Source organism: Nostoc sp. FACHB-280 (genome assembly GCF_014697615.1).
Classification (GTDB): domain Bacteria; phylum Cyanobacteriota; class Cyanobacteriia; order Cyanobacteriales; family Nostocaceae; genus Nostoc_B.
This window is the reverse complement of the sequence record NZ_JACJSD010000036.1, coordinates 54348-73691: the sequence shown is the minus strand read 5'-3', so window position 1 is coordinate 73691 and position 19344 is coordinate 54348. Positions and strand designations below refer to the sequence as shown.

Here is a 19344-nt window from a genome sequence, read left to right as displayed (position 1 = left end):
GCACCCAAACGTTCTGAGGCATTGGCTTCCGTAACTAAAACGCCAATCAACAACCCTTGAGAATCTACAACTATATGGCGCTTACGCCCTTTAACCTTTTTACCACCATCGAAACCGTAGACCTCCCCTTTTTTTCCGTTGTTTTCACCGACTGAGAATCAGCGATCGCAACGGTAGAATGTTCATCTCGCCCCAAATCTTGTCGCAGTTGATGGCGCACTTGGTCGTGAATTTTCTGCCAGATTCCTTTGCGCTGCCATTTCTGAAAGTAGCCATATACTGTTGTGTAAGGTGGAAGGTCATGAGGCAGCATTTCCCACTGACACCCGGTACGTTGTACGTAGAAAATGGCATTCAAAATTTCTCGTAAATCTACTTCTACAGGATGCCCAAATCCTTTGGGTTTCGGGAGAAAAGGCTTGATAATTAACCATTCCGCATCGCTTAAATCACTTGGGTAGGGTTTACGCTCTTGGTTCTCAATCGCAGGTAGACGGCTCATCGACTACATCATAAATTACACTCGATTTAGCCTATAACCTGAACAAAGCCGGATTCAGTTTTCTTTAGATTCTCTTTACGAATCAGCTCTGATTAATTTTGTGCAGCTTGTTGTACTTCCTCAATACTTAAATCAAGTTCCGCCGCTACTTGTTCCACAGTCAAACCCAACCTCAAAAGGCGAGAGACCATTCTCAACTTTTCTTGGCGTTGACCTTCCTGTCTACCTTCCTGTCTACCTTCCTGTCTGCCTTGTTCTTTGCCTTCCTGAAAAGCTTCTTGATAAAATCGCGTTTGCTTTAAATCGCTTAATCCAAACATATTCTGTATTTCCTCTCTACTCATGTTCGGCAACTTGTAAATCAGAATCGTCTCTATTAATTGTAATAATTGCTGTTGTTGGCGTTGAGATGTTAACTCAAGTTTTGTTCTGCTAATTAACTCTGTAGCCTCGATGATTGCTGCGTTAGTATCAGCAATTACCAACTTGACTGTTGCTATACCAATTGGTAGTGATGCTGCATCGCCTAATTCATCCAAATAAATACATCGGACTCGCTGACTTTCAAAAAATTCTCGGTAATGTTTTATATCTTGTGTATCTACACTTCTGCTGGGGTATAAAACCACTGCACACCAATTATTTGGCGGTCTATTTTGGCGTAAATATAAACAAATTTCGGCAAACAGTCGTGAATAAAAATCATCATCAGTTTGAAACTGTACCTCTACAAAGTAAATATGCTTTTCCTCATTTTGTACAGGTAGAAACACACCATCAATTCTGAAGGCTGTTTGTTTGATCTCAACTGATGAAAATTGATAGTATTCAGTATTTTCTGGAGAAGCACCAATGAGTTCAAAGAAGATATCGGGAAATTCTTGAAACAAGCGATAAAATATGCTGTCTGTTTTCACAGATTGAACAAAGGAAATAATGTTAATAGCTAATTATGTACTTTTTTGGGCTTCTGCACCATCTCTGACTTCTTGTACACGCTCTCTAGTTATCCCTAATACTCGTGAGATTGGCGCTAATAAACTATCATCAATCGGCTCTCCAGCATAAATACTATTTAGTTCGGTAGGAGAGATTTTAAAGGTATCGCAGAATTTAACAAATTCTTGATTGTTAAGGTCAAGCTCTTTTTGTCGCTCTTGTAGTAACAGCGCGATCGCTCTCGCCCCATATTTAGGACGTTCACTAACTTTTATATATTTTTGTACTAAATAATTAACCTTAGTTATATCGCCGCCAGTCTTTTTTAGTAAATCACCACAAGCTTTTTTGAGAGCTTTTTTTAAAACTTCTTCTTCATTTAAAAAATAAAGAATTTCATTCACATATTCTTGCTTAAAGAAACCAACTAAACTACCTTTATGATAAATAGGTACATAAGATGTTTCTGGGTGAGATTGCCAATCTAAAGGTTCATTCCGTAACAATGACATAGCTGCACCTATAAAAATTTGATGCTCACCATTTTAAAACTATTTATATGTGCGTAACTTATGTATATTTGCGGAAATCAATTTTGATTAAAAAACCGTCTAGTGTGTTAAACATCACAACACCCCAGACGGTTCGTAATTAAATTAATTCTCAAGGTAAAAATTAGTTCATTGTACCGGAAGCTGCTAACTCTGCTAAACGTTCTTGCTGATCTTGAGAGATACAAGATTGAATGACTGTCTCTAAATCACCTTCAAGAACAGGGTTTAAAGAGAAGTTTTGACCTAAGCGGTGGTCGGTGACGCGGTTATCTTTATAGTTATAAGTGCGAATCTTTTCCGATCGCGATCCTGTACCAACCTGCGATCGCCGCATGGAAGTTACAGCTTCTTGTTGTTCGCGTAACTTCATTTCGTACAGTTTCGCCCGCAAAATTTGCATCGCCCGTTCTTTGTTTTGCAACTGGCTACGCTCTTCCGTACAGAAAATTCTGATTCCTGTGGGTTTGTGCATCAAGTCAACGGCTGTTTCTACTTTGTTGACGTTTTGTCCACCAGCACCGCCAGAACGAGCCGTCGTCATTTCAATATCTTTGGGGTCGATGTGAATTTCTACATCATCCACTTCTGGCATGATTGCGACAGTAGCGGTTGAAGTATGCACCCGTCCTCCAGCTTCTGTGACTGGTACACGCTGTACGCGATGCACTCCAGCTTCAAACTTTAACTGGCTGTAAACGTTGTCACCTTTAATTTCTAGAATGACTTCTTTCCAACCGCCCATTTCTCCCAAAGATTCGCTCGCCAGCGAAACTTTCCAACCTTGAGTTTGCGCGTAGCGAGTGTACATCCGCATCAAATCGCCAGCCCAAATACTCGCTTCATCGCCACCAGTCCCAGCGCGAATTTCCAACATGATATTCTTCTCATCGTTGGGGTCGCGGGGCAGTAATAATACTTTTAAGCGGGTTTCTAAGTATTCTATTTTTTCTTCCAGTTCACTAACTTCCAGTGCGGCCATTTCTTGCATTTCTGGATCACTGGCTGCTTCTTTATAAACTTGACGCGCCCCAGTTAAATCGGCTTGGGCTGTTTTCCAAGTTTCATAGGTATTCACTACCTCTTCCAAAGAAGAACGAGCCTTAGCTACTTGTTGATACTCATCAGGATTTTTTGCGGTATCTGGGTCAGCAAGGCGGCGTGTCAGTTCATTAAAGGTTTGTTCAACAGATTTAAGTTTCTCCAGCAGGTATGTTTCAGCCATAAGTGCGATCGCTCCTTCAAATAACAACTTGGCTCAAAAAATGACAATCGACCCAGCATTCGCAGGGTCGTCGTTAACAGCAGAGCCAAACCGCTACTTTTTCTTTTTGCCGCCGGAGCCTTGCTCGCTTGACTTGCCGTATTTCCGCAGAAAGCGTTCTACGCGACCTTCTGTGTCGATAATCTTTTGAGTACCAGTATAAAAAGGGTGATTTCCAGACCAAACATCAACGTGTAATTCGGGTTTGGTAGAACCAACAGTCATCACAACTTGACCGTTGCAATAGACTTTAGCTTCTGGATACCACTGGGGATGAATATCAGGTTTAGCCATTGTTCCTTTTGTGGTGAATCTATATAAATTATAACTTTTTGATGTGCTTAGAGATGAGGGCGAGAAAGCCAAAAGATAAGGCTTTTTTGCCTTTTAACTTTTTACTTTTGACTTTTTAATACCCAAAACCCAATCCCTTATCGTTTGGAGTACTGAGGAGCTTTGCGAGCTTTGTGCAAACCGTACTTTTTGCGCTCTTTTGCTCTAGGATCGCGGGTGAGATAACCTTCGGTTTTTAAGGGTGAGCGATTTTCTGGGTCTAGTTGACACAAAGCACGAGCCACACCCAAACGGATAGAATCAGCTTGACCAGTCAAGCCACCACCCTCAGCTTTCACCAAAATGTCATATTCGGTTTCTAAACCCAGGGTTTCCAAAGGAGCTTTAATCACTCCCAAGTAATTGGCATTGAACTGGAAATATAAATCTCCAGGTTTGCCATTTACTGTCAATTGACCGCTACCAGGGACAAGGCGGACTCTTGCTACTGCTGATTTCCGGCGACCAGTACCCCAGTACACGGCGCGACCGCTATTTGCTTCTGCTACTACCATTAGCTTTCTCCAGGAATTGTACTAATTTTTAATTCTTGAGGTTTTTGGGCTGCGTGGGGATGAGTCGGCCCTGCATAAACTTTTAGCTTGGTAAACAACTGCCGACCCAAGCTATTTTTAGGTAGCATACCTTTAACAGCATGTTCAATAATCCGTTCGGGGATGCGCTGTTGCAGCTTGGCAAAGGTTTCGGTCTTCATCCCACCAGGACGGCCAGAGTGGCGACGATATAATTTTTGAGTCCGTTTTTTACCTGTGACTGCGATTTTCTCGGCATTAATCACAATCACAAAGTCACCTGTGTCTAGATGAGGTGTATATTCCGGCTTCTTTTTGCCTCGAAGAATCATAGCGATTTCGGTAGCGAGGCGACCAAGGCGTAGGTCAGTAGCATCTACTACGTACCAATCATGCTCAAGGGCATCTTGAGGCGGAAGGTAGGTTTTACTCATTTGTGTTTGTCCTTTGTTATTTTGTCCTTTGTCATTCGTCATTGAGTAATGACTGATGACCAATGACTAAAAACTAAATTTGGGCTGGGTATCGTACCAAATCTCTGGAGAAAAAGGAAAATCAGGATAGCCGACGCGCAACAAGCATAAACCCTGAGCAGGTGCGGCATATTTTACTTCTTCTCGGCGTTCTTCTTGCCAAATTTCGGTGAAGTTCGCCAGGGTTCGCTGTCCAGCACCTACTTGTACTAGCATTCCCACCAGCAGCCTGACCATGCCATATAAAAATCCATCTGCTTGAATTTCTAAATGGAGCAGTGACTCGCTACGATGACATTCTGCGGCTTGTACTTCTACCCAAGAATGCTTTCGCTTGGAGCCTGCACGATGGAACGCTGCTAAATGATGCTTGCCCAATAGAGGTTTCATGGCAGTCTGGATCAATAATTCGTCCAGTGGCTCATGATAATAATGCCAACTAAAGGGTTTAACGAACAAATTTGGTCGTTTTTCAGTGTAGATTGTGTATCGGTATCGCCGATAAGCCGCGCTAAAACGGGCGTGCCAAGCGTTACCTACGGGTGCTGAGGCCCTTATTATGATGTCTGGTGGCAGATAACTGTTGAGAACTGTTGCCCATTTCTGAGCCGGAATTAAACCTGTAGCATCAAAGTGAGCTACTTGTGCAGCAGCATGAACACCAGCATCAGTGCGTCCTGCACCATGTAGTGTGACATGATGACCAAGAATAGTCGCGATCGCTGTTTCGATTTCTTCTTGGACTGTACGCTGCCCCTTTTGCCTTTGCCAGCCATGAAAATGAGTACCCAGGTATTGAATTACCAAGGCAACTCTTTGAGTTTGTTGCGGCTGGTCAATTTCTAACATACAGATTTTGTGTCATTTGTCATTCGTCTAAAATCATTTTGACTTTTGACTTTTGACTTTTGACTTATTTACACCAGTTCAATAATTGCCATTTCGGCATTGTCTCCACGCCGAGGCATAGTATGGATAATCCGGGTGTAACCACCACTACGATTACCATACCGAGTAGGAGCTTGTTCAAACAAAGCATGAACCAGTTGCTTGTCGTATATGTAACCTAAAGCTGCCCGACGAGATGCTAAGGAGCCGTCTTTCGCTAAGGTAATCATTTTATCTACTTCACTCCGCAAAGCTTTCGCTCTAATCAAAGTGGTGGTAATTCGACCATGACGAACTAGCTCAGTGGTTAAGGTACGCAACAGAGCGCGACGCTGGTCAGCTGGTTTACCAAGTTTTTTAACCCGACAACGGTGACGCATAATGGTGGACTATGAACTATGAAAGGTTTTGCTTTAGCTGTGTTTGGAGCTTCTTTCTTGCGGTAAGGTAATACCCAAGCGTCGTTGCAACGCTTCCACCACCTCTTCCGCCGATTTTTGACCAAAGTTTTTGATTTCTAGCAAATCTTCTTGGGTAAAATCCAATAAGTCTGCCACAGAATTAACTTGTGCGCGTTTGAGACAGTTGTATGCCCGCACAGAAAGTTGCAATTCTTCGATGGGAATTTGAGCAGTTGGGTCGTCTGGAACATCAGAACCAATGTCTGTTGGTTCTAAAGAAATATCCTTCAGTGGGTTGAATAAATCTACCAAAATACTGGCAGCTGAGGATAGTGCTTCTTGGGGAGAGACACTGCCATTTGTCCAAACTTCTAATAACAGTCTGTCTTTGGTAATCGAGCCATCTGCACGAGCTTCTTCAACACTGTAGTTGACTTTTCGCACCGGCATAAATACTGAGTCGATTTGCAAGAAGTCCAAAGAAGTAGCTTCTTCCCGTCCTCGTTCTACGGTACGATAACCCTTACCGCGTTCGATACGAAATTCCATTTCCAGCTTACCGCCCTCAGCGAGAGTCGCAACATACTGGGTAGGATCAACAACTTCGACTTCACTAGGCAAATCAAAATGAGCGGCTGTAACCGTTGCTGGGCCAGTCACAAGCAATCTACCAATTTGGGGTTGAGAAGAATAGCTTTTGAGAATAACTTCTTTCATTCTCATCAAGATTTCTAGCACGTCTTCCCGCACACCCGGAACTGTGGCAAACTCGTGTGTAACACCTGCAATTCGCACTGCGGTTACGGCTGTTCCTTCCAAGTTGGACAACAACACCCGTCGCAGTGCATTACCCACAGTTGTGCCTTGACCGCGTTCTAGGGGTTCTAAGACAAACTTACTGTAATGACTCCGACTTTCTTCTGTACTTGACTCTACACATTCAATTTGAAACTGCGCCACGGAGTAGCCTCCCTTAATTAAGGTGCTGCTAGCAATTAATTGCCTATTCAATTTACTTCTGCCCTCGGACTGCTTCCGGCTGATCAAGTTACCCAAATCTAGTAGGGGGTAGTTGACCTGCTGATCAAGCTTGTGGGCGATTATCCATAATTAATATGGTGTTGCGGATAGTGCAGCAGCTCTCCCTCCAGGAAGAGCTAACTTGCTTTTTACCACCCAAGCATCCAGAAGTTATTTAATATTGACTCTGCTTGATAGCTAAAAACCAAAACTTTACTAGCTATAACAAGTGAATTTTTAATTGCAACTTCTGGTATTTGTTACCCAACCAGTTTGATCTAGACTCGACGGCGCTTTGGTGGACGGCAACCATTGTGAGGAATTGGGGTAATATCCCGAATCAGGGTAATTTCCAGCCCTGCTCCTTGCAGTGCGCGAATCGCAGTTTCTCTACCAGCACCTGGGCCACTGACCATCACCTCAATTTGACGCATTCCTTGGTCAATCGCTCGACGGGCAGCACTTTCAGCAGCAGTTTGGGCTGCAAAGGGAGTTCCTTTTTTGGCTCCCTTAAAACCACTGGAACCAGCACTTGCCCAAGAAATAACATCACCATTTTGATCAGTGATGGTGACAATGCTATTGTTGAAAGTAGATTGGATGTAAGCAAGTCCGTTGGGTACGTTCCGCTTTTGCTTTTTACTCCCAGTTTTTTTAGTTGGTTGTCTCGCCATATTTGTTTTAGTTAATTTAAGGAAAAACTTGCTCTGTTGAGCAAGCAATGAACGATTATTTGCCAGGAGCCTTCTTCTTACCAGCTACTGTCTGCCTTCTACCACGGCGGGTTCTAGCATTAGTACGAGTTCTCTGCCCTCTCACTGGCAAACCCATCCGGTGGCGGCGACCTCTGTAGGTTCCGATGTCAATTAGACGCTTGATGTTCATACCTTCCAAGCGCCGCAAGTCACCTTCTACTTGATAGTTACTTTCTATTTCTGCACGTAGGGCTGCGACATCGGCATCACTTAAGTCTTTCACACGGGTGTCTGGATTGACACTTGTAGCCGCCAGAATTTCCTGCGACCTTGATAATCCAATTCCATAAATGTAAGTTAGACCAATCTCTACGCGTTTATCGCGTGGCAGGTCTACGCCGGCAATACGTGCCACAATAAATCTCTCCCTGTTGTTTTCGCAATTTCTCTTGGTTAAGATGTGGGTGATTGATATGCCACATCTAGGATTTTTTGGTGATTTTTTTCCTAGTCACGGTTAACTCCCCAATACTGAGAGTGTTATCCTTGACGTTGTTTATGCTTGGGGTTAGAGCAAATCACCATAACGCGACCACGACGGCGAATCACGTTACACTTTTCGCAAATTTTTTTGACAGAGGCTCTGACTTTCATGCCTTTTTTAATTGACTCCAAATATAAAATTATAGCATTTCTAGAAAAATATTACAGTTAAGAAAATGAGAATCTCCCAACAAATTGATTTTATGGTAAGATCCTTCACATATAACTAGTTTTTTCTGGATTTAATTATTTTTTCCGCAATCTATAGGTAATTCGGCCTTTTGTCAGGTCATAGGGAGTGAGTTCAACCTTGACGCGATCGCCTGGCAAAATCTTGATGTAGTTGCGGCGAATTTTTCCAGAAATGTGGGCTAGTACGTTAAAACCATTGTCCAGGTCTACACGAAACATCGCGTTTGGCAAGGACTCCGTAACCGTACCTTCCATTTCAATCAAATCTTGTTTAGACAACTTTTTTGTTCCTCAACTCAACAATTTTTGGTTCATTGGCAGCTTTTATCTGCAACAGAACACAATTTAAGAAATATATCAACAGTTTATTAATATATCTTAGCTAAAATTGATCAGCATACTCTTGCCAGATTTCAGTGAAGAATGGGGAGTAGTGAATGGTGAATTTCATTCTTCCCTATAACTACTCCTGCATCTCCAGCTAGGAAGCTAAAATTTGTTTCAATTCACTAGTGACTTCTTCTTGGGATTGATTGCCATTGACTGTTAGTAGCCTTTGGCGTTCACTATAGTAGTTGATCAAAGGTGCAGTTTCATTCCGGTACACTTCTAGACGACGACGAATCACCTCTTCGGTATCATCTTTTCTTCCCCTAGCTAGTAACCGTGAAATTACAATGTCATCTGGTGCATCTAAATTAACTACTCTTTCGCCACCTTGAGCAGTTTTCGCTAACAATGCTTCTAAAAAAGCTGCTTGCGTCACTTTGCGAGGAAAACCATCTAGAATCCATCCAGATTTGGCATCTGATTGTCCTAACCGTTCCTCTACTAAGTCTTGCACCAACTGATCAGGAACTAACTCACCGCTATCTACGTAACTTTGAGCTTTCACTCCCAGAGGAGTTTGCTCTTTCATGGCTTGCCTCAAGATTTCACCAGTGGAAATATGAGGGATATGCAGGTGTTCTGCCAAAACCTGAGCTTGAGTTCCTTTTCCCGCACCCGGTGGCCCCAAGAAGATTAGTCGCGTCACTATTGTTTCACCATTCCTTCATAACGCTGAGAAATAACGTAGGTTTGGACTTGTTTTGCGGTGTCAATTGCCACACCAACTAGAATTAACAATGAAGTAGCACCAAGTCCCTTGAAGGTTGGCACTTTCAACGCACTTTCCACGGCGGTAGGAATAATCGCAACCAAGCCTAAAAATATAGCTCCCAAAAAAGTTAAGCGGTTAATAACTCGCTCAATATACTCACTGGTCGCTTTCCCTGGACGAATCCCAGGAATACTAGAACCCATTTTTTTCAAGTTTTGCGCTACATCAACTGGGTTCACAATTAATGAAGAGTAGAAGTAGCTAAAGAAAACAATCGAAGTTAAATACACTAGCGCATATACCCAAGGTGCAGAACCGCCAGGGCTGAGATAGGTATTGACGATGTTTGCCAAATCAGGATTTTTGGTAAAGTTGGCAATTAGTAATGGCAAACTCAAAATGGCAGCCGCAAAAATAATTGGCATTACGCCACCAGAGTTGAGACGCAAAGGTAGGTAACTACGCTGTTCTGCCAAAACTCTTCGACCTACTTGACGACGAGCCGAAATGATTGGGATGCGGCGAATACCTTCCTGCACAAAAACAATGCCCACTATGGTTGCTAAGAAGACCAACACCAGCACAATTACCCGACCCACGATTTCTCGACCACCAACTTGTACTAAGTCGATGGTGTCGCCTAGAGACTTGGGTAGCGAAGCGACAATGTTGACAAAAATCAACAATGATGCGCCATTCCCAATACCTCGTTCTGTGATCAGTTCGGATGCCCACATAACAAACATAGAACCTGCTGTCAGCGCGATCGCAGTTTCAGCTACAAATAATGGGCCAGGAGTTAAAGCAAATTGTTGCAAGAAGAAGGCAGAAAACGCCGTACTTTGGATAATTGCCCAACCTACAGTCACGTAGCGGGTAATTTGCGAGATTTTTCGCCGTCCTGCTTCGCCTTCATTTTTCTGTAAATTTTCTAAAGATGGGATAGCCGCAGTCAACAATTGGATAATAATGGACGCATTAATAAAGGGAAGAATCCCTAAAGCAAAGACTCCCAAAGTAGAAAGTCCGCGCCCAGAAAAGATATCCAATAAACCAAATATGGAATTATTGCCAGAGATGGCATCATGGAATCTAGTTCTATCAATTCCCGGTACAGGTAAAAAGATACCTAGGCGAACCAAAATTAAAATACCGACAGTGACAAGCAGCCTGCCTCTTAGCCCAGCTGCTTGTGCCATCTGCATAAAAGTTTCTTGAGCCGTTGGGGCTTTATCTCGACTGATCATAGAGTGCTACCTTTGTCGTGAACCAGGCACTGGAAGCTAGTTGGCAGGTATTTTAAGTGCGCGGTTAGGCTTTACCCTAAAACTTCACAACTTCCTCCAGCCGCCTCAATTTTGCTACGAGCTTGACCTGTGAAAGCTGCCGCTTTAACGTTAAGGGCAACATTCAATTCCCCATTACCCAAAATTTTCAATGGCCCTTTAGCAGAGGTTAAAATCCCAGATGCTTTTAAGGATTCCAATGTTACTTCTGTGTTGGCAGGAAGAGAAGCTAACTTCTCTACATTTATCGTAGTGTAAATCTTGCGATTCACAACTGGAAAGCCTTTCAGCTTGGGTATCCGGCGGTATAATGGCTGTTGACCACCTTCAAACCCTGGTCTGGTACTACTACCAGAGCGAGATTTTTGACCCCGCATACCTAGACCTGCACTGGCACCTTGACCAGCAGAAATACCTCTACCTACACGGCGACGGCGCTTTTTGGAGCCTTTTTGGGGCTTAACATCGTTGAGTCTCATGATGTTATTTATATTGTTTACAAGAACTCTGTCAGTGAAGCTCTACTAAATGTAGAGTTTGTCAATAGCAATACCACGGTCTTCAGCAACTTCCGCCAAAGTACGCAGGGTAGATAGAGCATTGACTGCGGCTCTAGCATTATTCAGTGGGTTGTTAGAACCAAGTTGTTTAGCGAGAACATTGCGAACTCCTGCTAATTCCAATACAGTCCGCACGGCACCACCAGCAATTACACCAGTACCAGGTGCAGCTGGACGCATGATGACTTTTGCACCACCACCAACGCCATCAATCGGATGAGGAATAGAATTAGATTTGGTAATCGGAATATCAATTAGGTGTTTTTTGCCATCGGCTACGCCTTTTTTCACAGCACCGATAACATCTGAGGCTTTACCTACTCCCACACCGACTTGACCACGTTCGTTACCAACAACCACAATGGCACGGAAGCTGAGTTTTTTACCACCCTTAACTACCTTGCTCACACGTCGGATTTGGATTACGCGCTCTTGCCAGTTGGTTTCTTCTTTTTTCGCACGGTTAGCTTTGCGACGACCTGTTGCCATAATTCATACTCTCTAAATGTCAATTGTCATTTGTCAGTTGTCAATTGTCCTTTGTCATTTACTTAATGACCAATGACCAATGAACGCCAGTTGCTACAGCCGGCAAAGCCGACGACAGTCGCTTTAAGCGGATAAATCCGCTCACCACGCTGTCTCCCCAACGCACTGGCTTCTAATGACTAATGACTTTAAAAATCTAAACCAGCTTCGCGTGCAGCATCCGCTAGTGTTTTGATGCGGCCGTGGTATATGTTACCACCACGATCAAAAACTACTTTCGTAATGCCCTTTTCTAATGCGCGGGCTGCAATTAACTTACCAACTTGTGCTGATGCTTCGCAGTTAGCCCCAGATGCTAAGTTTGCTTTTAACTCTGCATCTAAGGTTGATGCTGCCACTAAAGTATGATGCTGAGTATCATCAATTACTTGGGCATAAATATGTTGGTTAGAACGAAATACGGACAGGCGTGGGCGTTCTTGAGAGCCGCTAACTTTGCCACGAACGCGGCGGTGACGGCGCTGTTTGGATTCTCTACGAGTAAGTTTCATGTTTATTTCTTACCTTTACCTCCGGTTTTACCAGCTTTGCGTCTGACTACTTCACCCGCATAGCGAATACCTTTACCTTTGTATGGTTCTGGTGGTCGGACGGCACGAATCTTAGCGGCTGTATTACCAACTACTTCTTTGTCATAACCACTAACGATAACGTTAGTGTTATTTTCTACCGCAAACTGAATTCCATCTGGTGGCTCAATCTGCACTTGGTGACTGAAACCCATGTTTAACACTAGGTTACGTCCTTGCACTTGAGCGCGATAACCAACCCCTTGAATTTCCAAGCGACGTTGAAAACCTTGGGAAACTCCCTCTACCATGTTGGCTACCAATGTCCGGCTTAAACCGTGCATTTGGCGAGAGGTACGAGAATCATCTTTGCGAACTACTTGTAAGGTTTCCCCTTCTTGGCTCACTGTTACTTGAACAGGTAAATCCCGTGAAAGTTCACCTTTGGGGCCTTTTACAACAACCTTGGTGCCATCAATGGTGACTTGCACTTTGGTGGGAATAGTAATTGGTCTTTTACCAATACGAGACATGATCTTTTGTCCTTTGTTATTTGTCCTTTGTTATTTGTCTTTTGTCCTTTGTCCGTTACTAATGACCAATGACTAATGACAAATGACTAATGACTACCAGACGTAGCAAAGTACTTCACCACCCAAATTCTGACGGCGAGCCTCACGGTCAGTCATAATGCCACTAGATGTAGAAATAATGGCAATACCGATACCGCCTAATACTCTGGGTAGTTCTTTTCGGTTGGAATAAACACGTAAACCGGGTTTACTGATCCGTTTGAGGGCAGTAATTAAAGGCTGACGATTTTTCCCTTTGTATTTTAGGGCAATCACCAAGTGCCGTTTTACGCCTTCTCCGTTTTCCGAATATTCTGAAATAAATCCTTCTTCCTGTAGTACTTTGGCAATACTACGGGTCATTTTAGTGGCTGGCACTTGTGTTGTTTGATGCCTTGCCATGTTGGCATTGCGGATGCGCGTCAGCATATCTGCAATTGTGTCGTTAGCCGCCATCGTTCCCTCTTTAGATGAACTTATTGATCGCGAAAGGGCATTCCCAATTCTTTGAGTAAAGCGCGGCCCTCTTCGTCATTTTTTGCTGTAGTAATAATCGAAATATCCAGACCCCGAATTTGATCAATGCTATCGTATTCGACTTCTGGAAAAATTAGCTGTTCTCTTACGCCTAGAGTATAGTTACCGCGTCCGTCAAAGCTTTTTGGACTTATACCACGAAAGTCGCGAATTCTTGGTAGTGTCAAGCTGATCAAGCGGTCGAGGAAAGCATACATTCTCTCGCCTCGGAGTGTGACCATAATCCCGACAGGCATACCTTGACGGATTTTAAAGCCTGCGATCGCTTTTTTTGCTCTTGTCACTACGGGTTTTTGACCTGTAATTAACGCAATTTCGTTGATAGAAGCTTCCAAAGCCTTAGCATTTTGTGCAGCTTCGCCCAAACCTCGGTTAACAGTTACCTTGACCAACTTCGGTACTTGATGAATGTTGGTGTATTGAAACTGATTTGTGAGTTTCGGGACGATTGTCTCGTGATATAAAGTTTTGAGTCTTGTTGTCGCCATAGTTTTTGTCCTAATATCCCTGGGCTTGGTCAGGGAAGATTATGAAGGATGAAGATAAAATAAGTAATATTTATACTTCAGGCTTTAGCTTCATCCTTAATCAATGATCTCGCCAGTTTTTTTGAGTTTTCTTACCTTCTTGCCTTCGGGTGTGAAGGTGTAGCAAACGCGACTAGCGACATTTTGTTTGGTGGAATAGAGCATCACGTTGGAACTATGGATTGGGTACTCTTGAGTAACAATCCGTCCAGATTCCCCTTCTTGTTGGGGTTTAACGTGCTTGGTCTTAATGTTGACACCTTTAACAATGACTTTGCTCAGTTGGGGTAATGCTTTAATCACTTCGCCAACTTTACCTTTGTCTTTGCCGGCAATTATTTGCACGGTGTCACCAGTTTTGACGTGCATTTTATGGAATACTTTTTCCTTTTGGATAGGCATTACAGCACCTCCGGAGCCAGAGAAACAATTTTAGTAAAGTTCTTGTCGCGGAGTTCCCGTGCTACTGGGCCAAATACCCGTGTACCTCTAGGATTACCTTCTTTGTTGATGATCACGGCGGCGTTATCATCAAAGCGAATAGTCATACCGCTATCACGACGGATGTTATGGCGAGTGCGAACAATCACAGCTTCTACAACATCTGATTTTTTCACAGCCATGTTGGGAATGGCATCTTTAACAACAGCGATAATGCGATCGCCGATAAAACCGTAACGGCTGTTACCTGCGCCTAACACCCGGATACACATTAGTTTCCGTGCGCCACTGTTATCTGCCACATTTAAGTAAGTTTGGGGTTGAATCACAATTGGTCTCCCTTGTGCAGTTGTTAGTGAAGTAACAACTTATGAGTTTTTAGTGTTGAGGATTTCTGTGACTTGCCAGCGTTTGGTTTTGCTCAGGGGTCTAGTTTCCTGAATCCGCACGCGATCGCCCACTTTGCATTTGTTTTCTTCATCGTGAGCTTTATAGCGGCGGGTTTTCACTACAATCTTGCCGTATTTGGGATGGGGAGCGCGGTTTTCGATGGCAACTACCACCGTTTTTTGCATTTTGTCGCTCACTACCAACCCAACTCGTTCTTTGATTGCCATAATCTCTTAATTCTCTTCTTTAGGAGTTTGACTTGCTGCCCGTTTGCGCTCTCCCTCTACTGTCAACAGTTGGGCGAGGCGATGGCGAGCGTGGCGGAATTGGTGAGGTTTTTCGAGTTGTCTGGTTGCCTTTTGCAAGCGCAACTGAAACAGTTGTTTTTTAGTGGCGGCAATTTCCGCAGCTAATTGTTCGTCACTTAATTCTCTTGCTTCTGAAATCTTGGGAAGCGGCATGACCTACTCCTGCTCCTCTTCTATTTGAGAGCGCACAATAAATTTGGTTTTGATTGGCAGTTTGTATGCAGCTAGGCGCATAGCTTCACGGGCGATTTCTTCAGAAACACCAGCGATTTCAAATAAAATCCGCCCTGGCTTAACTACTGCTACCCAAAATTCTGGATTACCTTTACCAGAACCCATCCGTGTTTCTGCTGGACGCATGGTAACAGGTTTATCTGGGAAAATCCGAATCCAGATTTTACCACCCCGGCGGATATAACGAGTCATCGCCCGACGGGAAGCTTCGATTTGTCGAGAGGTGATCCAAGCTGGTTCTTGGGCTTGGAGGGCAAAATCTCCAAAGTTGAGGGTGCTACCCCGGTGGGCTAGACCCGCCATTCGCCCGCGCTGTTGTTTGCGGAATTTAGTTCTTCTAGGACTTAACATGATTTTTCATCTGTCGTTTGTGAGCCAGTGTGGTCTTGGGGGTTTCCCCTATGAGCAACTGGTGTTAGCGTCAGCGTTAGCGACGTTAGGAGCGTCACCCGAAGGGTCATTTGTCATTTGTCATTACTCAGGACTAATGACAGATGACGATTTAGCCTTCATTGGAACGGTCTTCAAACTGCTGACGACGGCGCTGTTGTTGACGGCGACGCGGTTCACGTTCGCGGGTGGCGGGTTGGGGTTGAGTTTCTTCCTGTCCAGGAATAATTTCTCCTTTAAATACCCACACTTTGATGCCCAAAATACCGTAAACGGTTTTGGCTGTACAGTAAGCGTAGTCAATATCAGCCCGTAAGGTATGCAAAGGTACTCTACCTTCCCGTGTCCACTCTGTCCGAGCAATTTCCGCACCGTTGAGCCGACCACTGACTTGAATTTTAATTCCTTGAATACCAGCACGTTGCGCCCGTTGAATTGCTTGGCGGACTACGCGACGGAAGGAAACCCGACGTTCTAATTGTTGGGCGATGTATTCCGAAATTAAGTAAGCATCGGCATCAACTCGTTGGACTTCGACGACGTTGATCCGAATCTGGCGAGTCCCGCCTAATAAATCTTGCAGTCCAGTACGTAAGGATTCGATACCTTGTCCACCACGACCTACAACTACACCAGGGCGGGCTGTGCGTACTTCCAAATCAATTTGGTCTGCTTTGCGCTCAATTCTAACTTCGGAAATACCAGCGTTGTTTTGAGCGAGTCTACCCAGTTTTTGTTCTATGTAATTACGTAGTTTGTAATCTTCTTGTAAAAGTTCTGGATAGCGTTCAGGATCTGCGTACCACCGGGATTGGTGTTCTTGGGTAATTCCGAGGCGAAAGCCAACTGGATGAATTTTTTGTCCCACAAATGCTTCCTCTAAAGTTCTGGTAATTATTCCACAGTCTCACCAGCAGCTACAGCTACTGTGATGTGACATGTAGGTTTGCGAATTTGGTAAGCTCGACCTTGCGCTCTAGGTTGGAAACGTTTTAGGACTGGGCCTTGATCGGCATAAGCTTGAGTAATTACCAGTTGGGCGCGGTCTAGACCTGCATTGTGTTCAGCATTGGCGGCTGCGCTTCTAATTAGTTTTAGTACTGGTTCACAAGCCCGATAAGGCATAAATTCCAGAATAATTAACGCTTCTCTGTAAGACCGCCCCCGAATTTGATCGAGTACGCGACGCACTTTAAAGGGAGACATGCGTATATAACGGGCGATCGCTTTTACTTCTGTAGTACTAGTTGCCATGATTTTCTCCTTGTCGTTTGTCATTCGTCATCTGTCATTTGTCATTTGTCAGTTGCAAAGGACTAATGACAATAGACAAAGAACAAACTATCTACCCGCTTTTTTGTCACTTTTGCCATGACCCCTGTAGGTGCGTGTTGGGGCGAATTCTCCCAACTTATGGCCTACCATCTGATCGCTGATAAACACGGGGACGTGTTGTCTACCATTGTGAACAGCGATCGTATGCCCTACCATTTGGGGCAGAATTGTTGAGGCTCTTGACCAAGTTTTAATGACTTGCTTTTCGTTTCTCTCGTTCAGCTTTTCAATTTTGCTGAGTAAGTGATCGGCAACGAAAGGCCCTTTTTTTAGTGAACGACCCATAGTTAAATTTTGGTTTTAGGATTTGGGCTTTTGGATTTATTTAGTTGGACTTTAGATAATTTCTCAATCTAAAATCCAAAATTTCAAATCTAAAATTTTAAGACTGACGACCACCACGACCGCGCTTAGAAGATTTACGACGACGGCGTACAATCAATCTACTGCTAGGTTTCTTGGGTTTGCGTGTCTTGGCTCCCAATGTTGGTTTACCCCAAGGTGTGACTGGGCCGGAACGACCAATGGGTGCTCTACCTTCACCACCACCATGTGGGTGATCCACTGGGTTCATGACGCTACCTCTAACTTTCGGGCGGCGACCTTTCCAGCGATTACGTCCAGCTTTACCTGCACTCAGGTTTCTAAAGTCGGTGTTGCCCACTTGCCCGATGGTAGCGTAGCATTCACGCCGTACCATCCGCACTTCCCCAGAAGGTAGCTTGAGGGTGACATAATTGCCTTCTTTAGCAACTACTTGCGCTGTCGCACCAGCAGCACGAACAATTTGACCACCTTTACCCGCAGTTAGTTCTACGTTATGTACGTTTGTACCTAAAGGAATGTTTGCCAGTGGTAAAGCATTACCATCTTCAATGGGAGACTCAGGGCCAGCCATTAAGGTTTTACCTACAGTCAAGCCATTCGGTTGCAGGATATAGCGTTTTTCCCCATCCTGATATTGCAGTAACGCAATACGAGCGTTGCGGTTGGGATCGTACTCGATCGCTAACACTGTAGCGGGAATGTTACGCTTATCTCTTTTAAAATCAATAATTCGATAAAGTCTTTTATGTCCGCCACCCCGGCGACGGCTGGTTATCCGCCCTTGATTGTTGCGACCTTTGGCGCGATGGACGTACACCGTCAGAGACTTTTCTGGATCTTTTTTGGTAATTTCCGAAAAGTCGGAGATTGTAACTTGACGAGTACTGGGGGTATAAGGGCGATAAGAACGAGTACCCATTTTTTGTTAGACCTCTGGGAATAGAATCTGTCTAATCTTTTGTGCGTCCCCAGGTGAGACGGTGACAATAGCTTTCTTATATTGGGGCTTGTAGCCAATAAACTTGCCAACGCGACGTTTTTTCCGTGGCTGTGTAGCAGTATTGATTTTGACTACTTTGACTTGAAACAAGTCTTCGATCGCTGCTTTAATATCTGGCTTGGTAGCTTTCAGGACTACTTCAAAAGTGTATTGATTCTGTTCCATCAGAATCGTTGCTTTTTCGGTGACAATCGGGCGACGCACCAAGTCAGGCAGATCACGGGGCGCAATCTTAGCCATTGTAGACCTCCTGAATTTTTTCTAATGCTGGTGCTGTAACCACAAGCTTGTCAGCGTGCAGCAAATCATAAACATTCAACTGATCTGCGGCAATAATTTTTAAGTTCTCGACGTTGCGTCCTGACAGATAAACTGTTTCGGCAATCTCAGACAAAATTAACAGGGTCTTTTGTTCTGGGCTTACTCCCCAACGAACTAAAGCTGCCAATAAATCTTTAGTTTTCGGACGAGAAAGTTCGTTGCTAAATTCTTCGACCACAATCAAATCATCAGTACGGCTGACGAAGGCTGTGCGTAATGCCAACCGCCGTTCTTTCCGGTTCATTTTCAGGTCGTAATCTCTGGGTTTAGGCCCAAAAATCACACCACCACCACGCCATAAGGGTGAACGAATCGAACCAGCACGAGCGCGACCTGTGCCTTTTTGCCGCCAAGGTTTGCGGCCACCACCTCTAACTTCTGCGCGAGTTTTTGTACTAGCGGTTCCTTGACGAGCATTGGTTGTTTGTCTAACCAAGGCACGGTGTACAATATGGGCCGCTGTTTCTTCTTTGGCAACTCGCAAGTCGAACGTCTTTTGCCCGACTTCCTCTCCTTGCCAGTTTTTAACTACAGTCTCAACCATTTTTTTGTCCTTTGTCATTTGTCTTTTGTCATTAGTCCTTTGTCATTTGTCTTTAGCTCATAACCAATGACTAATGAC

32 protein-coding genes and 1 pseudogene are annotated in these 19344 nt (G+C 44.1%); all 33 read right to left on the bottom strand.

Annotated features, from left to right (window positions below; all coding sequences use genetic code 11):
• A pseudogene (locus H6G75_RS23170) lies at positions 1 to 502 on the bottom strand (IS5 family transposase); the annotation flags it as partial.
• A 92-nt stretch (positions 503 to 594) separates the two neighbouring features.
• Positions 595 to 1419: an Rpn family recombination-promoting nuclease/putative transposase gene (locus tag H6G75_RS23165; protein ID WP_190982309.1), complete on the bottom strand. Its 825-nt coding sequence runs from the start codon at positions 1417 to 1419 to the stop codon at positions 595 to 597.
• 33 nt (positions 1420 to 1452) lie between these two features.
• Positions 1453 to 1953: a hypothetical protein gene (locus tag H6G75_RS23160; RefSeq protein WP_190982308.1), complete on the bottom strand. Its 501-nt coding sequence runs from the start codon at positions 1951 to 1953 to the stop codon at positions 1453 to 1455.
• Between the two features lie 163 nt (positions 1954 to 2116).
• A complete protein-coding gene (gene prfA, locus H6G75_RS23155) occupies positions 2117 to 3217 on the bottom strand; it encodes a peptide chain release factor 1 (RefSeq protein WP_190588754.1) in 1101 nt (366 codons plus the stop codon).
• A gap of 93 nt (positions 3218 to 3310) precedes the next feature.
• A complete protein-coding gene (gene rpmE / locus H6G75_RS23150) occupies positions 3311 to 3550 on the bottom strand; it encodes a 50S ribosomal protein L31 (RefSeq protein WP_190684229.1) in 240 nt (79 codons plus the stop codon).
• A gap of 137 nt (positions 3551 to 3687) precedes the next feature.
• Positions 3688 to 4104: a 30S ribosomal protein S9 gene (rpsI, locus tag H6G75_RS23145; protein WP_062291689.1), complete on the bottom strand. Its 417-nt coding sequence runs from the start codon at positions 4102 to 4104 to the stop codon at positions 3688 to 3690.
• On the bottom strand, positions 4104 to 4556 hold the full coding sequence (rplM, locus tag H6G75_RS23140) for a 50S ribosomal protein L13 (protein ID WP_190982307.1): 453 nt from the start codon (positions 4554 to 4556) through the stop codon (positions 4104 to 4106). Before rplM ends, rpsI begins: the two co-directional genes overlap by 1 nt.
• Before the next feature lie 66 nt (positions 4557 to 4622).
• The gene (gene truA, locus H6G75_RS23135; protein ID WP_190982306.1) at positions 4623 to 5444 is read right to left on the bottom strand and encodes a tRNA pseudouridine(38-40) synthase TruA; all 822 of its coding nucleotides are present in this window, start codon (positions 5442 to 5444) and stop codon (positions 4623 to 4625) included.
• Between the two features lie 68 nt (positions 5445 to 5512).
• A complete protein-coding gene (gene rplQ / locus H6G75_RS23130) occupies positions 5513 to 5863 on the bottom strand; it encodes a 50S ribosomal protein L17 (protein WP_190967166.1) in 351 nt (116 codons plus the stop codon).
• Between the two features lie 33 nt (positions 5864 to 5896).
• Positions 5897 to 6844 carry a DNA-directed RNA polymerase subunit alpha gene (locus H6G75_RS23125; protein ID WP_015113408.1) on the bottom strand — a complete coding sequence of 316 codons (948 nt, stop codon included), beginning with the start codon at positions 6842 to 6844 and terminating at the stop codon, positions 5897 to 5899.
• A 338-nt stretch (positions 6845 to 7182) separates the two neighbouring features.
• Complete coding sequence (rpsK, locus tag H6G75_RS23120) at positions 7183 to 7578, bottom strand: 30S ribosomal protein S11 (protein WP_015113409.1); 396 nt, start codon at positions 7576 to 7578, stop codon at positions 7183 to 7185.
• Between the two features lie 55 nt (positions 7579 to 7633).
• Complete coding sequence (gene rpsM, locus H6G75_RS23115) at positions 7634 to 8014, bottom strand: 30S ribosomal protein S13 (RefSeq protein ID WP_062291702.1); 381 nt, start codon at positions 8012 to 8014, stop codon at positions 7634 to 7636.
• 125 nt (positions 8015 to 8139) lie between these two features.
• Positions 8140 to 8253, bottom strand: coding sequence for a 50S ribosomal protein L36 (rpmJ, locus tag H6G75_RS23110; protein WP_015113411.1), 114 nt, complete (start codon positions 8251 to 8253; stop codon positions 8140 to 8142).
• A 135-nt stretch (positions 8254 to 8388) separates the two neighbouring features.
• Positions 8389 to 8613, bottom strand: coding sequence for a translation initiation factor IF-1 (gene infA, locus H6G75_RS23105; protein WP_006276978.1), 225 nt, complete (start codon positions 8611 to 8613; stop codon positions 8389 to 8391).
• A gap of 202 nt (positions 8614 to 8815) precedes the next feature.
• Complete coding sequence (locus tag H6G75_RS23100; RefSeq protein ID WP_062291703.1) at positions 8816 to 9370, bottom strand: adenylate kinase; 555 nt, start codon at positions 9368 to 9370, stop codon at positions 8816 to 8818.
• Complete coding sequence (gene secY / locus H6G75_RS23095; protein WP_190982305.1) at positions 9370 to 10683, bottom strand: preprotein translocase subunit SecY; 1314 nt, start codon at positions 10681 to 10683, stop codon at positions 9370 to 9372. The genes H6G75_RS23100 and secY overlap by 1 nt, the downstream gene beginning before the upstream one ends.
• A gap of 71 nt (positions 10684 to 10754) precedes the next feature.
• Positions 10755 to 11201, bottom strand: a complete 447-nt coding sequence (rplO, locus tag H6G75_RS23090; RefSeq protein ID WP_190982304.1) for a 50S ribosomal protein L15 — start codon at positions 11199 to 11201, stop codon at positions 10755 to 10757.
• Between the two features lie 45 nt (positions 11202 to 11246).
• Entirely contained in the window at positions 11247 to 11771 is a 525-nt protein-coding gene (gene rpsE / locus H6G75_RS23085) for a 30S ribosomal protein S5 (protein ID WP_062291712.1), read from the bottom strand.
• Positions 11772 to 11959: 188 nt separating this feature from the next.
• Positions 11960 to 12322 (bottom strand): 50S ribosomal protein L18, encoded by a 363-nt coding sequence (gene rplR / locus H6G75_RS23080; RefSeq protein WP_190982303.1) that lies wholly within the window; start codon positions 12320 to 12322, stop codon positions 11960 to 11962.
• Positions 12323 to 12324: 2 nt separating this feature from the next.
• On the bottom strand, positions 12325 to 12873 hold the full coding sequence (gene rplF / locus H6G75_RS23075; protein WP_190982302.1) for a 50S ribosomal protein L6: 549 nt from the start codon (positions 12871 to 12873) through the stop codon (positions 12325 to 12327).
• A gap of 93 nt (positions 12874 to 12966) precedes the next feature.
• Positions 12967 to 13368, bottom strand: a complete 402-nt coding sequence (rpsH, locus tag H6G75_RS23070) for a 30S ribosomal protein S8 (RefSeq protein WP_190982301.1) — start codon at positions 13366 to 13368, stop codon at positions 12967 to 12969.
• A gap of 20 nt (positions 13369 to 13388) precedes the next feature.
• Positions 13389 to 13937, bottom strand: coding sequence for a 50S ribosomal protein L5 (gene rplE, locus H6G75_RS23065; RefSeq protein ID WP_190982300.1), 549 nt, complete (start codon positions 13935 to 13937; stop codon positions 13389 to 13391).
• A 96-nt stretch (positions 13938 to 14033) separates the two neighbouring features.
• Positions 14034 to 14378 carry a 50S ribosomal protein L24 gene (gene rplX, locus H6G75_RS23060; protein WP_190982299.1) on the bottom strand — a complete coding sequence of 115 codons (345 nt, stop codon included), beginning with the start codon at positions 14376 to 14378 and terminating at the stop codon, positions 14034 to 14036.
• Complete coding sequence (rplN, locus tag H6G75_RS23055) at positions 14378 to 14746, bottom strand: 50S ribosomal protein L14 (RefSeq protein WP_062291728.1); 369 nt, start codon at positions 14744 to 14746, stop codon at positions 14378 to 14380. Before rplN ends, rplX begins: the two co-directional genes overlap by 1 nt.
• A 39-nt stretch (positions 14747 to 14785) precedes the next feature.
• A complete protein-coding gene (gene rpsQ, locus H6G75_RS23050; protein WP_015113422.1) occupies positions 14786 to 15034 on the bottom strand; it encodes a 30S ribosomal protein S17 in 249 nt (82 codons plus the stop codon).
• Positions 15035 to 15040: 6 nt separating this feature from the next.
• Complete coding sequence (gene rpmC, locus H6G75_RS23045; RefSeq protein ID WP_190588740.1) at positions 15041 to 15268, bottom strand: 50S ribosomal protein L29; 228 nt, start codon at positions 15266 to 15268, stop codon at positions 15041 to 15043.
• A 3-nt stretch (positions 15269 to 15271) separates the two neighbouring features.
• The gene (rplP, locus tag H6G75_RS23040; RefSeq protein WP_190982298.1) at positions 15272 to 15700 is read right to left on the bottom strand and encodes a 50S ribosomal protein L16; all 429 of its coding nucleotides are present in this window, start codon (positions 15698 to 15700) and stop codon (positions 15272 to 15274) included.
• A gap of 151 nt (positions 15701 to 15851) precedes the next feature.
• Positions 15852 to 16607 (bottom strand): 30S ribosomal protein S3, encoded by a 756-nt coding sequence (gene rpsC / locus H6G75_RS23035; protein ID WP_190588738.1) that lies wholly within the window; start codon positions 16605 to 16607, stop codon positions 15852 to 15854.
• Between the two features lie 26 nt (positions 16608 to 16633).
• Positions 16634 to 16993 carry a 50S ribosomal protein L22 gene (gene rplV, locus H6G75_RS23030; protein ID WP_190982314.1) on the bottom strand — a complete coding sequence of 120 codons (360 nt, stop codon included), beginning with the start codon at positions 16991 to 16993 and terminating at the stop codon, positions 16634 to 16636.
• Positions 16994 to 17080: 87 nt separating this feature from the next.
• Positions 17081 to 17359: a 30S ribosomal protein S19 gene (gene rpsS / locus H6G75_RS23025; RefSeq protein ID WP_190588737.1), complete on the bottom strand. Its 279-nt coding sequence runs from the start codon at positions 17357 to 17359 to the stop codon at positions 17081 to 17083.
• A gap of 97 nt (positions 17360 to 17456) precedes the next feature.
• Positions 17457 to 18320, bottom strand: coding sequence for a 50S ribosomal protein L2 (gene rplB, locus H6G75_RS23020; protein ID WP_190588736.1), 864 nt, complete (start codon positions 18318 to 18320; stop codon positions 17457 to 17459).
• 6 nt (positions 18321 to 18326) lie between these two features.
• On the bottom strand, positions 18327 to 18641 hold the full coding sequence (locus tag H6G75_RS23015; RefSeq protein ID WP_190872693.1) for a 50S ribosomal protein L23: 315 nt from the start codon (positions 18639 to 18641) through the stop codon (positions 18327 to 18329).
• Positions 18634 to 19266: a 50S ribosomal protein L4 gene (rplD, locus tag H6G75_RS23010; RefSeq protein WP_190982313.1), complete on the bottom strand. Its 633-nt coding sequence runs from the start codon at positions 19264 to 19266 to the stop codon at positions 18634 to 18636. The genes H6G75_RS23015 and rplD overlap by 8 nt, the downstream gene beginning before the upstream one ends.
• Between the last annotated feature and the right edge of the window lie 78 nt (positions 19267 to 19344).

Excerpts from the sequence above, each read along its gene's own strand:
- rplE (WP_190982300.1), bottom strand. The coding sequence starts at position 13,937 with ATGGCGACAACAAGACTCAAAACTTTATATCACGAGACAATCGTCCCG.
- rpsI (WP_062291689.1), bottom strand. The coding sequence starts at position 4,104 with ATGGTAGTAGCAGAAGCAAATAGCGGTCGCGCCGTGTACTGGGGTACT.
- rpsS (WP_190588737.1), bottom strand. The coding sequence starts at position 17,359 with ATGGGTCGTTCACTAAAAAAAGGGCCTTTCGTTGCCGATCACTTACTC.
- rpmC (WP_190588740.1), bottom strand. The coding sequence starts at position 15,268 with ATGCCGCTTCCCAAGATTTCAGAAGCAAGAGAATTAAGTGACGAACAA.
- H6G75_RS23015 (WP_190872693.1), bottom strand. The coding sequence starts at position 18,641 with ATGGCTAAGATTGCGCCCCGTGATCTGCCTGACTTGGTGCGTCGCCCG.
- rplV (WP_190982314.1), bottom strand. The coding sequence starts at position 16,993 with ATGGCAACTAGTACTACAGAAGTAAAAGCGATCGCCCGTTATATACGC.
- rplR (WP_190982303.1), bottom strand. The coding sequence starts at position 12,322 with ATGAAACTTACTCGTAGAGAATCCAAACAGCGCCGTCACCGCCGCGTT.
- prfA (WP_190588754.1), bottom strand. The coding sequence starts at position 3,217 with ATGGCTGAAACATACCTGCTGGAGAAACTTAAATCTGTTGAACAAACC.
- rpsE (WP_062291712.1), bottom strand. The coding sequence starts at position 11,771 with ATGGCAACAGGTCGTCGCAAAGCTAACCGTGCGAAAAAAGAAGAAACC.
- rpmE (WP_190684229.1), bottom strand. The coding sequence starts at position 3,550 with ATGGCTAAACCTGATATTCATCCCCAGTGGTATCCAGAAGCTAAAGTC.
- rplX (WP_190982299.1), bottom strand. The coding sequence starts at position 14,378 with ATGCCTATCCAAAAGGAAAAAGTATTCCATAAAATGCACGTCAAAACT.
- rpsH (WP_190982301.1), bottom strand. The coding sequence starts at position 13,368 with ATGGCGGCTAACGACACAATTGCAGATATGCTGACGCGCATCCGCAAT.
- rplP (WP_190982298.1), bottom strand. The coding sequence starts at position 15,700 with ATGTTAAGTCCTAGAAGAACTAAATTCCGCAAACAACAGCGCGGGCGA.
- rplD (WP_190982313.1), bottom strand. The coding sequence starts at position 19,266 with ATGGTTGAGACTGTAGTTAAAAACTGGCAAGGAGAGGAAGTCGGGCAA.
- secY (WP_190982305.1), bottom strand. The coding sequence starts at position 10,683 with ATGATCAGTCGAGATAAAGCCCCAACGGCTCAAGAAACTTTTATGCAG.
- H6G75_RS23160 (WP_190982308.1), bottom strand. The coding sequence starts at position 1,953 with ATGTCATTGTTACGGAATGAACCTTTAGATTGGCAATCTCACCCAGAA.
- rplO (WP_190982304.1), bottom strand. The coding sequence starts at position 11,201 with ATGAGACTCAACGATGTTAAGCCCCAAAAAGGCTCCAAAAAGCGCCGT.
- rplQ (WP_190967166.1), bottom strand. The coding sequence starts at position 5,863 with ATGCGTCACCGTTGTCGGGTTAAAAAACTTGGTAAACCAGCTGACCAG.
- rplF (WP_190982302.1), bottom strand. The coding sequence starts at position 12,873 with ATGTCTCGTATTGGTAAAAGACCAATTACTATTCCCACCAAAGTGCAA.
- truA (WP_190982306.1), bottom strand. The coding sequence starts at position 5,444 with ATGTTAGAAATTGACCAGCCGCAACAAACTCAAAGAGTTGCCTTGGTA.
- rpmJ (WP_015113411.1), bottom strand. The coding sequence starts at position 8,253 with ATGAAAGTCAGAGCCTCTGTCAAAAAAATTTGCGAAAAGTGTAACGTG.
- rplM (WP_190982307.1), bottom strand. The coding sequence starts at position 4,556 with ATGAGTAAAACCTACCTTCCGCCTCAAGATGCCCTTGAGCATGATTGG.
- rpsQ (WP_015113422.1), bottom strand. The coding sequence starts at position 15,034 with ATGGCAATCAAAGAACGAGTTGGGTTGGTAGTGAGCGACAAAATGCAA.
- rpsK (WP_015113409.1), bottom strand. The coding sequence starts at position 7,578 with ATGGCGAGACAACCAACTAAAAAAACTGGGAGTAAAAAGCAAAAGCGG.
- rplB (WP_190588736.1), bottom strand. The coding sequence starts at position 18,320 with ATGGGTACTCGTTCTTATCGCCCTTATACCCCCAGTACTCGTCAAGTT.